9 protein-coding genes, 1 tRNA gene and 1 pseudogene are annotated in these 12,388 nt (G+C 53.6%); 3 read left to right on the plus strand and 8 right to left on the minus strand.

All coding sequences use genetic code 11. The features are described 5' to 3' along the window. Positions 1 to 27: 27 nt before the first annotated feature. Positions 28 to 2,163 carry an ornithine decarboxylase gene (locus AC3WOK_RS11725; protein WP_492354554.1) on the minus strand — a complete coding sequence of 712 codons (2,136 nt, stop codon included), beginning with the start codon at positions 2,161 to 2,163 and terminating at the stop codon, positions 28 to 30. A gap of 180 nt (positions 2,164 to 2,343) precedes the next feature. Between AC3WOK_RS11725 and AC3WOK_RS11730 the strand changes: the two genes are divergently transcribed. Together AC3WOK_RS11730 and AC3WOK_RS11735 are read left to right on the plus strand one after the other, a co-directional pair. Beyond that, complete coding sequence (locus AC3WOK_RS11730) at positions 2,344 to 3,060, plus strand: DUF554 domain-containing protein (protein ID WP_047347883.1); 717 nt, start codon at positions 2,344 to 2,346, stop codon at positions 3,058 to 3,060. A gap of 95 nt (positions 3,061 to 3,155) precedes the next feature. Then, positions 3,156 to 3,231 (plus strand) — tRNA-Phe (locus tag AC3WOK_RS11735). A 234-nt stretch (positions 3,232 to 3,465) separates the two neighbouring features. Here the strand turns inward: AC3WOK_RS11735 and AC3WOK_RS11740 are convergent. Beyond that, positions 3,466 to 3,720, minus strand: coding sequence for a hypothetical protein (locus tag AC3WOK_RS11740; protein WP_492354555.1), 255 nt, complete (start codon positions 3,718 to 3,720; stop codon positions 3,466 to 3,468). A gap of 381 nt (positions 3,721 to 4,101) precedes the next feature. Between AC3WOK_RS11740 and AC3WOK_RS11745 the strand changes: the two genes are divergently transcribed. Then, positions 4,102 to 4,869 (plus strand): lipoprotein YafT, encoded by a 768-nt coding sequence (locus AC3WOK_RS11745; RefSeq protein ID WP_492354658.1) that lies wholly within the window; start codon positions 4,102 to 4,104, stop codon positions 4,867 to 4,869. Between the two features lie 342 nt (positions 4,870 to 5,211). Here AC3WOK_RS11745 and AC3WOK_RS11750 read toward each other — a convergent pair. The 6 genes and pseudogenes from AC3WOK_RS11750 to tssM form a co-directional block, all read right to left on the minus strand. Next, positions 5,212 to 5,516: pseudogene (locus tag AC3WOK_RS11750) on the minus strand (Hcp family type VI secretion system effector). Between the two features lie 12 nt (positions 5,517 to 5,528). Further along, a complete protein-coding gene (locus tag AC3WOK_RS11755; RefSeq protein WP_492354556.1) occupies positions 5,529 to 6,869 on the minus strand; it encodes a VasL domain-containing protein in 1,341 nt (446 codons plus the stop codon). A gap of 38 nt (positions 6,870 to 6,907) precedes the next feature. Beyond that, a complete protein-coding gene (locus AC3WOK_RS11760; RefSeq protein WP_492354557.1) occupies positions 6,908 to 7,423 on the minus strand; it encodes a DUF1240 domain-containing protein in 516 nt (171 codons plus the stop codon). Between the two features lie 4 nt (positions 7,424 to 7,427). Then, positions 7,428 to 8,309 (minus strand): hypothetical protein, encoded by an 882-nt coding sequence (locus tag AC3WOK_RS11765; protein ID WP_492354558.1) that lies wholly within the window; start codon positions 8,307 to 8,309, stop codon positions 7,428 to 7,430. Next, positions 8,306 to 8,785: an Hcp family type VI secretion system effector gene (locus tag AC3WOK_RS11770; protein ID WP_264439355.1), complete on the minus strand. Its 480-nt coding sequence runs from the start codon at positions 8,783 to 8,785 to the stop codon at positions 8,306 to 8,308. Before AC3WOK_RS11770 ends, AC3WOK_RS11765 begins: the two co-directional genes overlap by 4 nt. A gap of 75 nt (positions 8,786 to 8,860) precedes the next feature. Next, positions 8,861 to 12,385 carry a type VI secretion system membrane subunit TssM gene (gene tssM / locus AC3WOK_RS11775; RefSeq protein WP_492354559.1) on the minus strand — a complete coding sequence of 1,175 codons (3,525 nt, stop codon included), beginning with the start codon at positions 12,383 to 12,385 and terminating at the stop codon, positions 8,861 to 8,863. Between the last annotated feature and the right edge of the window lie 3 nt (positions 12,386 to 12,388).

Genomic DNA, 12,388 nt, shown 5'->3' on the forward strand with positions numbered 1-12,388 from the left:
GGGTTAGGGTGAGGGCAGCAGCCCGCACTATCTCAATACATACCCATACAGCCGCTTAATCCCGTCGGCATCCTTCTCGCTGTACACGCCCTGCAGCTCCGGCGAGAAGCCGGGCAGCAGGTTGATGCCCTCCTCAAGCGCCAGGAAGTAACGCTGCACCGCCCCGCCCCAGACTTCACCCGGCACCACGCACAGCACGCCTGGCGGATAGGGCAGCGCCCCTTCGGCAGCAATGCGCCCTGCGGCATCCCGTATGCGGATCAGCTCCACCTCTCCGCGAATGTAGGCCCGGTTCGCATCCTGCGGGTTCATCACCACCTCCGGCAGGCTCTCCTTACGGAACATCGCCTTCTGCAAATCTTTTACGTCAAAGCTGACGTAGAGATCGTGCATCTCCTGGCACAGCTGCCGGAGCGTGTAATCCCGGTAACGCACCGGGTATTTCTGGAAGATGGTCGGCAGCACGTCCGCCAGCGGCGTATCGTCCTCAATGTGTTGTTCAAACTGCCCCAGCATCGCCACCAGCTGCGCCAGCTTCTCGCTGCTTTCGGCAGGCGTCAGCAGGAACAGGATCGAGTTGAGGTCGCATTTTTCCGGCACTATGCCGTTTTCACGCAGATAGTGCGCCAGAATCGTCGCCGGGATGCCGAAATCCGTGTACTCCCCCGTTTCGGCATCGATGCCCGGCGTGGTCAGCAGCAGCTTGCACGGGTCGACAAAGTACTGCTCGCGGGCATAGCCCTCAAACCCGTGCCATTTGGCACCCGGTTCGAAGCTGAAGAATCGAAGCTCGCTGGCAATGGCGTGTGTCGGATGATCCTGCCACGGCCGCCCCGCCACCACCGGTGGGATAAACGGTTTGATCATATGGCAATTCGCAACGATCGCCTTGCGCGCTTCAATCCCCAGCTCGACGCACTCCGCCCACAGCCTGCGCCCGCTTTCCCCTTCGTGGATTTTTGCGTTCACATCCAGCGCCGCGAACAGCGGATAGAACGGGCTGGTTGAAGCATGCAGCATAAACGCGTTGTTAAGGCGCTTGTGCGGGCAGAAACGCGCCTGGCCGCGAATATGGTTGTCCTTTTTATGGATCTGCGACGTTTGCGAGAACCCGGCCTGCTGTTTGTGCACCGACTGGGTGACAAAAATGCCCGGATCGTTCTCGTTCAACTCCAGCAACAGCGGGGACGTTTCCGCCATCATCGGAATGAACTGCTCGTAGCCCACCCACGCGGAGTCAAACAGAATGTAGTCGCACAGGTGGCCGATCTTGTCGATCACCTGACGGGCGTTGTAGATCGTCCCGTCGTAGGTGCCAAGCTGAATGATCGCCAGGCGGAACGGTCGCGCCTCGTCGGCCTTTTCCGGCGCCGCCTCGCGGATCAGCTCCCGCAGATACCCATCGTCAAAGCAGTGCTCGTCAATCCCGCCAATAAATCCAAACGGGTTACGCGCTGCCTCAAGATAAACCGGCGTGGCACCCGCCTGGATCAGCGCCCCGTGGTGGTTGGATTTGTGGTTGTTACGATCGAACAGCACCAGGTCCCCGCGGGTCAGCAGCGCGTTGGTCACCACCTTATTGGCCGCCGACGTACCGTTCAGCACGAAATAGGTTTTGTCCGCGTTGAACACTTTCGCCGCGAACTTTTGCGCGTGCTTGGCGGACCCTTCGTGGATCAATAGATCGCCCAGCTTCACGTCGGCGTTGCACATGTCGGCGCGAAACACGTTCTCACCGAAGAAATCATAGAACTGGCGCCCTGCCGGGTGCTTTTTGAAAAACGCGCCGTGCTGGTGGCCCGGACAGGCAAAGGTGCTGTTGCCCATTTCAACATACTGGCTCAGGGTGTCAAAAAAGGGCGGCAGCAGGTTCTCTTCGTAGCGGCTGGCAGCGCTCTCGAGCTCCAGAAACTCCTGAGCTTTACCCGAGATAACCGCGGTAGCGCCGTCGGGCGCTTCCGTGGGCTCCTGCGAGAAAATGAACACCGGAAGCTGAAAGCCCGTGCGTTTCAGCAACGCAAGAATGCCGCTGCGACTTTCCGTCGTCGTCATGACGACGGCTGCCACATCGGTGAAATCCGTGTTATCCAGCGTCACCTTTTCGCGGTGCGTAGACACGGTAGAGAGCAGCTCGCGGCTGACGGCGATTTTCATGGTTTTCATAAGCGCAGTTACCCTCACCGAGCGGTGAGACAGGAGGAGAAAATTCGCGCAATAATGTCACCTTTTATTTTTAGCCGCAACAGGGAATCCTTATGCATTTAATCACCCAAACCTGACGGCCATAAAGCAGAAGCATGTCATAATCATGCAATACCAATGAGTAAGTAACAGGAGTTAAGCGTGGTTATCGGGCCATTTATCAACGCAGGCGCCGTATTGCTGGGCGGCGTACTCGGTGCAGTGCTGAGCCAGCGGCTGCCGGAGCGTATTCGCACCTCCATGCCCTCAATATTCGGCCTGGCATCGTTAGGGATCGGTATTCTTTTAGTCATCAAATGCGCCAACCTGCCCGTGATGGTGCTGGCCACCCTTCTCGGCGCGCTCGTTGGCGAATTTTGCTATCTGGAAAAAGGTATTAACAGTGCGGTGAGTAAAGCCAAAAACCTGATTGCCCGACCGGGCGGCAAGGCGAAACACGGCACGCACGAGTCGTTTATTCAGAACTATGTCGCCATCATCATTCTGTTTTGCGCCAGCGGCACCGGGATTTTCGGTTCGATGCAGGAAGGCATGACGGGCGATCCGAGCATATTGATTGCGAAAGCGTTTCTGGATTTCTTCACCGCCACCATTTTCGCCACCACCCTTGGCGTCGCCGTTGCGGCGATTTGCGTCCCGATGTTGCTGATCCAGCTGGCGCTCGCCACCTGCGCCACCTTGATTCTCCCGCTGACCACGCCGGCGATGATGGCGGACTTCACCGCCGTCGGTGGCCTGCTGCTGCTGGCGACAGGCTTGCGCATCTGCGGGATTAAAATGTTTGCCGTGGTGAACATGCTGCCCGCTCTGCTGCTTGCCATGCCGCTTTCCGCACTCTGGACGCACTTTTTCGCTTAAGGAAGCGGCGAAATGGTGAGAGATTGCGCAGTCTGTAACGAAAACAACATTTTTCGTTGACGGCGGAGAGTGAATCGGGTTTAATGCGCCCCGTTGCCCGGATAGCTCAGTCGGTAGAGCAGGGGATTGAAAATCCCCGTGTCCTTGGTTCGATTCCGAGTCCGGGCACCACTTCTTCAGAAAACCCGCCCTTGAGGCGGGTTTTTGCTTTTGGTCTCGATGAGTGGCGTAAAAACTGTCTCAGTGCGTATCTGTTTATCTTTACGCATCCGCAATGCAAAATCCCCTGGTGGCGATGCCCAGGCCTTCAAGTTCATTGCTACTCAATGTCGTACGGATATCTTGTTCACTGATCGCAAGTTCATGCGGACAAAAATCCTGATTTGCCTTATCCCTAAAATTGGATTACTGGATGACCCCAGAATTGAGACCCGGCATCATATTGATGATAAGCGCGGGCAGGTGCGCCGGCATCAGACCAAATTTATGCGCCATGCCGGACAGCGCAAACTTACCCGGTATAACCTGGCCTTTCTCCTGATCACCTTTGTGCTCCCCGGAAAATAAAACAACTCCATTTAGAAAGTCAAAAACACCATCAAAACGTTGCAACTCCGAACAATATAAATAATGCTTCGCATAGGTGATAAGGACAGACACCCGGTGGTTCCAAAAAACTCGCAACTCGATTACTTATATTAAGACGAACATGTTTATTGATAATATTGTTCGTTTCATCAATCGTTACCAGATCGGCATGGCGGCATTATTAATATGATAAGAAATAGTGCGCGCGTCATACCCTCTTTTTCCAGATATGCTCCATACTATCGTAAAGCACCTTACGTGTTCTATGGGAGCATATGTAATGTTTTCCTGTTAATAACCCTCTTAATAAATTGAATTTAATTATAGATCCACTAATTTATATTCAGCAAATAAGTATATCGGAACTTCCATTCCTGAAAAGATTATATCGGTATATAATTGCGGATAAAATTTCACGCCACAATATCTGACACTGATGAGGGACAATAAATGATAAATTCCAGATTAGCTGCATTACTATGTGCGACAACGTTCCTGCTGACCGGCTGCGTCTATTCTTCCATTGATGCCAGGAAAAAAGGGGTACCTCGGACGGAAAGCAGCGTCAGTAAAAATGTGGCAACGCAGCTCACTGATAAAGATATCTTCGGCAACGAAACCACGCTGGCGGTTTCAGAAGAGGATATTCAGGCCGCTCTTGAGGGGGAGAAATTCAGCGTGCCGCTGAACTCTGCCGTCATTCTTGTTCAGTCCGGCAGTCGTGCACCGGAAATGACCATGCAGCAGGAGATGGGAAAATACTACAAGATATCAACATTCTCCGGTATCCCGGACAGGCAGAAGCCTCTTTCCTGCAACAGGGTCAAAACTGAGGAAGGGGACGCTGTTGTCAGCGAAAATATGAACTATATGCAGGCGCTGCGTTATATTGCAGCAAAAGGACAACAGAAAGCTGTTATTGTTTACTGGGATACACTACAAACCGGCAGGTACGACGACGCAACAAAAGCAACCCTCTGGTCGGATTACCGTGGTGAAACTTTGTCCGGTTCCGCATCGCTGCGTTACCTGATACGTTTCGCTCTGGTGGATGTGGCAACCGGAGAATGGGCCACCTGGTCTCCGATCAATTACGAATACAGTATCCTCCAGCCCCTGACCGGAAAAAAACCGGTGTCGATGACAGAACCACAAATCGCTCAGTTTAAACAAAAAACTTATGCTGCCGTAGTTAAAGATCTGGTAAATCGCTATCAGTAAATAAATGAGGGTATTCAAGATCCTCGCAAGTGGATTTATAACGTATAAGTAAAAGATCACCTTCTTAGCAGGTGGCTTTCAAGTATGCCACTTGTAAGGGCAATGCCGTTCAGCTTTAAGTCCCACGTGACTTAAAGCTGAACGGCTATTCAGGCGGGACATAAAGTACCGAGCGGTTATATCTTCGGTGTTTTACCCGAAAGAGTTAACCGATCTGCCGCATGATCTAATTATCCTGATGATGGAATATCTAGAACAGCTCACGACCTGGACGGAAGGCAGTAACGAGTCCGGCCGGATTGGGTATCTGGTGATTTTGATTTACAGCCCCTCTCGCCCCTTTTAAAATATCCGCTCGCTCCATAGGCTGAACGCACTGGTTCCAGCTATACAGTGATCCTGAGAGATACTTTCGTAGGTAAATGAAATCGCCTCTTCCGCCTGCCCCTCGCTGTTGAGGATGGTATGTGGTAATTGCAGGCTAATTCTGGCATTAATCAACTTCAGCTTGTAATACACCTCATTGATACCAAAGCGGTTGGTTGCGCAATCTGCGCTTAATTCCCGATGGACGCCAGCGATGAACACCCTGCCGAAATCACCCCCTGTAGCTGGCCGTTCAGCGTCAGATAAACAAGATTTGCTATAGTAATACTCCTTTATTTTTTCCCTGGTTTACCGTCCGGGTTTTCCGGCAACGGGTTCTGCGTCAGCAACAGCCAGCGGCTTAGTACGCCGTCCAGCCTTTCATTAATTTGTTTTGCCAGCATATCGGTGCTTTTCCCGGCAGACTGTATCTGCTGGTACTGCGTCAGCAGATACTCCAGCGGCGTCTCCTGATTCAGCGTACGCTCGGCCTGGTAAACGATGGTTTTGATATAAGAGAGCGTGAACCCGGCTTTCGCCTGTTCACGCTGCACCAGTTCTTCGGCGAATGCGCGTAAATCCGTCCGCGTCTGCTGCCAGCCCAGCATCTGCGGGCTGTCTTCCGCCCGCGCTTTCAGGGTGGCATTCCACTGCGCCGTGGCCTGCTGCTGCTGCAGGCTTCCCGGCCACCGGCTATCTGCCAGGCGGGCCATCTGCTGACCGGTTGCCAGCGGCAGCAACGGCGACGCGCCGGTAAGCTGCCGTAACCGCTGCGGATAGTCGCTCAGTTGCGGCGAGGCCAGCCAGACCGTCGCCGCCCCCTGCGCAGTATCACGAGCGGCGGCAACCCCTTGTTGCAGGGGATAAACCTGCCACCACCAGAGAGCCGCAGAGATAACCGCGCTACAGAGCACGCCAGCAGCAAATCCCTTCACCGCGCTTCCCGGTTTAACGTTACCGGCAGACTGCGGAGTCACGCCATGAACAGCTACCCTCACCTCCGGCAGTTCCGGCAGCGGCGGCTCCGGGACGGTTGTGGTCTCCGTGCTTTCCGGCATATACACCAGCGTCCGCACGGTCGTTTTTGCGGTCACCGTCGTCTCAGGCTGCGGCTCATAACGTTTGCGCGTGTTCTGCACAAAATAAAGCAGGTTTTCCACCCGCGGGATACGCTTCAGCTCCACTTGCTGGAGCTTGTCGCAAATCATCTGCAATGCCCGCTCCACCCGGTACAGTAGCGGCAGGTCGGCGGCTGAAAACGCCAGTTGCTGACGCAGGATATTGCCGGTGCGAGCATTGAACCAGTCCAGCATTTCCGTGCGTGCCGGACCTTCCTTCGGCCAGAACTTATCCCATTCACGGTTTATCAGCGCCGCCAGCAGCTCCACGCCTTCACAGAACCCCGCCAGCCCCTGCGTGCGCGTGCGAGCCAGCGTGTAGTACGTGGCCGTATGCAAATCCACACCGTTCGCTTTGAAAATGCTCAGCGCCAGCGACTCCACTAGCTTCCAGTTCATCACCGGCTGGGCCGGATGACTGGCCTTGTTGATTTCCTCGCGTATCGCACTGAACTCCGGCAGGCCGCGCGGGTCCTGGCCGGTGATAATCGTTTGTGTCTGTATTGCATCACTCATTACGTCGCTTCCCTGTTGTATTAAAAATTATCCTGGTTTTATTTATCTCTTTCGGGATTACTACTGCCAGTCCCGGATGTTATGTCTGATGTCGCGGAGGATTGTTCCTCATCAGTTTCAGCTGAATATGCCCTCTGCTTACACATTTCTTTGGTTCTGGCATAATAACTGCCGGATGAAACGATACTTGTTGATTTACACTGAACGTAGTCTGTACCAAGCGGATAAAAAGAAATCACCATTGACAGTGGAATACCGATAGCGAATGCGGCCATGGTGTAAACCATCGTCGGGATAAACAACCTTTGCCTGATGATATCCGTTTTTTTTCTGAATGGCGGCAAGAGAAAAATTATGGATAAATCCGTAACAAGCATAGATGGAAGTAGAAGGAAAAGAGTAATTTGTTTAGGATCATAGAGAATGTAATCCTCTCCTTTAATTATCCCCATGATGGTTGTCATTCCTGTTCTGTAAACAAAATACATCATACCTTTTAGGCATACAAGGCTAACAACGACATAAACACAACCCTTAACTTTCACCATATTCATAATATTAATAATGTCCGTTAATCATCGAAAACAAATAATGGTTACTGTGCCGAAGATTCCAGTCCATTACTCTCTGATGTTCTTCCAACCCTTCTCTGATACTTTTGATTAACCGTTCGGATAAATGATATTGTTCATCCAGGCTGAGCAATACATAAGTAATCAAAAATCCTATAACAACAATAATTGCTATCCCTGCTGATATCGGAACAACGATACTTAATGCAGTCGCGACTCCTGTAACTATCGCCACAGCAATTTTCGTCACAAAAACCGTTACAATCACCTTCGCCATATCCATCGTGATATTACCAATAAACGCAGCCACATCATGCTCAGATGAAAAAATAAATTCCACCACCCGCTGTGCCAGAGCAAAATAGATACAGAAACGGGCGCCGCTTAAAACCCCGGCATTAATCCCGGCTTTGCCAATGCCCAGCTCCAGTATTTTGGGGTTATTCACCGCATAACGGGTGCCATTCAAAATTCGCCTGACTGAAGGGTGGCCGGTAATTTTAATATAGGCCACACCCTTATGAACATAGGGTATCGCTTTGATACCCAGCCCTTTTAAGTTAATGACCAGCTTTCCGGCATCCTTGTAGCTGACCAGTTTCGACATATTTTTCATGCCCGACACGGCATCTTTTATATTTCCGGAATAGGTGGTTCCCTTGTTGTACAGGGCATCCATAACCGCATAAGCTTCATCCATGTTCAGCAGCATAATATGCTCGGTGTTTTTATGCAGAGCCTCTTCCAGTTGCAGCGTATCAAGTAAATAAGGGTGCTGGGGGATAAGTTGATTAACAGGAACATTGCCCCGTAACGTATCGCCCAGATAGTCATGCCATGCAGGTTGCTCATCTCTGAATCTGTTCATAAAATGCGCTCCCCCCAGAGACTGTAGCCACTTGTACCTGCCGTATAATGCTCCCAGCTGATTGATTCATATGTAAATTCAATTGATTCTTCAGGCTGGCCTTCGCTGTCATTGATGGTATGGGGAACCTGAAGATGGATCCCCGCAATGCGGGCGTTAATCAGAGCCAGCTTATAGTAGCATTCGTTCATACCGGCACGATTTGTGCGATAGAAATGAAACTCACAGCTCAGGCACTCATTTTCATTAATTGCTTTTCCCAATAAAGGAGAGGACTTATCGACAGGTTTAGCTATGGTTAATGCCTGATGATTAACATTCTGCTGACGCGTCATTCCGTGGGTTAATCCCAGCACCATTATCTGGTCAGCGTGCCCAGTTTGCGCTTTATTACCGATGGAACTCTGCGAAGAGCACCCCGCAGAAATCAGCCCCTGCAATTGTCCATTAAGTGTCAGATAGACCAGATTTGCCATATTTGCTCCGTATCATCAGTTTAAATCTTAAATGATGCCTTTATCAGATAAATACGCTGATAAAGGCATCAATTCTCAGTACAGCGTATCCGGCAGGCTGAACTGGCTGAACAGTCCTCCGGCAAACGGGTTGTCCTGCGTATCCGTATGGATGCGATAGGTCATGGTGCCCCCGTCGACGCCGAAGCGGGCGGTAAAAGTGCCATCCTGCACGCTGGTTAACTGCCCGGCGCCTAACAGACGGAACTGCGCCCACGGCCCACTGAAAGTGATACTACGCGGCGCATTACCGGCCACACCAATCAGAGTCAGCTTGCTTTCGTTGCCTTCGCGCATATTATTCGGCCACACAAGATGCGCCGTATAGTTGCGGCCCTGGGCATAATCCACCAGTTGGCCGTCGAGATTCAGCACGCTGCGGCGCTTGTTGCCCGACAGCGACACGGTTTCCACCGCAAACTGCGTCCCCAGTCCGTTTTGGCGGCTGAAGAAGATGTCGCGGATTTTCTGCGCGGTGTCTAACTGTCTGAGGACATCCTCGCGGATCACCACATTGTCATCCCCGTTTATTCCCTGACTGTTTTCCAAAAACAGTTTCAAATTCTGCTGGTAAAACGTATCCAGCACACCATCCGGCTTAAAGAAGCGTTCGAACGCATCCAGCGACGCATCCTCTTTTGCATGCGGGTTAAATGGATATTTGTCTGCTAACTGGCTGTTGAACGTTTTCACCACGTTGTCACGCCAATCCAACTCCATATAGTGAACCGCTTCGATCATCACCACATGCCAGGCCTGAGCCGCCAGTTTCCCCACCCAGCGGTTAAGCGGCGCAGGCAGAGTTTTCGCCATCTGCCGGGTGGTGAAAATCGGATCGCTGCTGTTCTGGTCGAGTCGTAGTTGCACCGCCTTCAGAGCTGATTTACCCGGTACAGGCGCGTTCTGTATCGCCAGCAGATAGCGGTGCAGTTCGGTCAGCTGTTGGTAAACAGCCTGTAAGGTGCTGCCCTTGTCTTTCTGCTCTTCCAGCGTGCTGTTTTCCGGCGCAAACTCATGCCCCAGGCGATTGAGCAGCCGCCAGTCAGGTTCGGCCTGCGCATTAGCGCGGGCCTTATCATCCAGTTTTTCAGACAGTACGGGGGGACGGGTATTATCACGTAATGCCGTCAGCATCCGCTGGAGAGGCTGGTCGCCGCTAATAATTTGCTCCAGCGCCCCCGTCAGTTCCGTCAGTGCTTCATAATCCCGGACGTTCAGGTTATCCATACCCGCCCGCCAGGTGGCAGTGTAGTCGCTAATGTACTGCTCGGTAAGCTGGCGCTGGATCTCAGTACGATCGACGTCGCTGTAGGTCACGTTGCGCGTCAGCGCCAGTACCCAGGAGTCCATAGCGGTGAGCGTCACCAGTTCATCACGCTGCTTAACAAAATAACTCTGCAGCCCGTAGCGGGTAAGGAACTGCGGAACAATCAGCCGGTCATCGTCAGCGGAGACGAATACCCTGTCGAAGGTCGGGCCAGTCTGGTCGCGCAGGCTAAGGTCAGCAGGCATCACGCCCAGGGCCCGGGTTTTCAGGCTCTGGTACACCCGCTGGTACACAGGCAGTTTGCTTAGCTCTTTTTGCGCAGCCGCAACGGGTCTGTCATACGGCATCCACAGACTGATGGCGTCCGCGTCGCCTTTCTGGCGCAGCGCGTGCCAGTCCGTATGCGCCAGGGCATAGTCGAGGTGGGACATCAACTGCGTCTGAATATCCTGCTTGCCGTGGAACTGTTCGCTCCAGCGCTTTGCCATAAACTGTTTCACCACCTCATCATTGCGGCCGCTTTTGTCTTCCAGCATGCGGATAACTCGCAGGACGGCGAGCTTCTCTTCCGAGCCCGGCGGCGCATTATTCAGGTCTTTCATCAGGCCGTTAAACAGGGCCGGAAGATAGCGCTGCTCCAGCAGATGCAGGTACGTCTGCTCCACATAGGGGCCAATACGCGTCCCCTGATACAGTCCCATTTCGGCAAGCCAGCTTCTGTCGCCCCAGTCACCGTAAGCCAGCGTGGCATCGCGAACGGGATTCAGCAATGGCAGCTGGAGCTGACCGGACTCATCGGTTCCCTGCGGCGGCGGGACATCCATGAACGACTTCGCCTGCGCCAGCACGGTCAGCCCGGCGCGGTAGTTCTCGTTGTACCAGTGATGCCAGCCTCCGATGAGCGCAAGTGCTGCAATTGCGCCGCAGCCAGAAAAGATGCTCATCCGGCGGCGGGAACCGGCCAGCCACAGACGGTTTTCCCCGGCAAAATTCGGCTCGGCCAACAGCACCTCAGGAAACAGGGTGCGGGAAAAATACGGCGTGGTGTCTACCAGTGGCCAGGCGGTCAGAGAACCGTTTTCAAGGCCATACTGTCGGGCGGCGGACTGGGTGAAAATATCGTCCATCTGACCGCGTTGCAGGGACGAGGTCAGGTACACGCCGCGCAGCATGGTATCCTGATATTCACCATCCAGTAGCGCATCCAGCAATGAGGCGATAACCTCTCCCGCTCCCTGCACCTGACGGGAAAAACTGAATGCCGCGCTGCGCGCCGGTGAGGACTGCGTGAGCAACTGGTTCGTCAGCGCCTGGTTCATCTGCTGTCCCCATGCCTGCCAGAAGGTGTTCAATTCAGTACGCCAGTCATCGCTTTCATGGGCATTGCGGGTAAATGTCACCCCCAGAATGCGGTCGCGATCGCGCCGGTCCAGCGCCCGGAACCACGCGGCAAACCCGGTCAGCAAATCAAGCTTCGTCAGCACAATGTAGACCGGCAACCGAGTGTGCAGGGACTGACGAACTTCCTGCAGACGACTACGCAGCATCTGCACCAGCTGTTCGTGACGCCGCTTGTCGGCGATCAGCAGATCGGGCAAGTCCAGCGTAAGGATCAGGCCGTTCAGTGGCTGACGCGTGCGTTTCTGCACCAGCCAGCCCAGCCAGTGCTCACGCAGGCGACGGTACAAAATGTCGCCATCGTCCGTTTCCGTCAGCGCGCCGTCGATATCGAATATCACCGCCTGTTTGCCGACATACGGCGTGATATATACCCGCGGCTCCACTCCCCGCAGGGCATCCTGGGTATAAATCACATCCGCCGGAAATCCTTCCCGCAGAAGAGCCGTTTTACCGCTGCCCGCAGGTCCCATCACCACATACCAGGGCAACTGCCACAGGTAACGGTGGCTGTCCAGATGGCGCTGGAGCCGCAACAGCCAGCGGTCGAGGTAACGCTGCTGACTGTTAATCGCAACAGCAAGCGGATCCTGTTCCTCCTGACGCTGCTGCTTCTGGTGTCTCTCGATCTGTTGCAGGCGCTTCACCACCCTGACGGTGAGCCAGACCAGCGCCAGCAGTCCCCAGACGGTGGTTGCCAACCAGCGGTTCGCCAGCGGCTTCAGCCAGTGCTCGCCGTACAGTGTCCACGCCGGGCCTTTCCACCAGATCCACACCAGCAGAAAAATCCATGCCAGCGCCAGCAGCCAGGCCGCTGACACCTTAAGCCGGGGCATTGCCGGTCTGAGTAGGGTACTCAGTCCGCTGAACATCCGGGGGGTGGGTATTCTTGACACAAA

This window comes from Enterobacter sp. FW301-JW81, assembly GCF_058788735.1.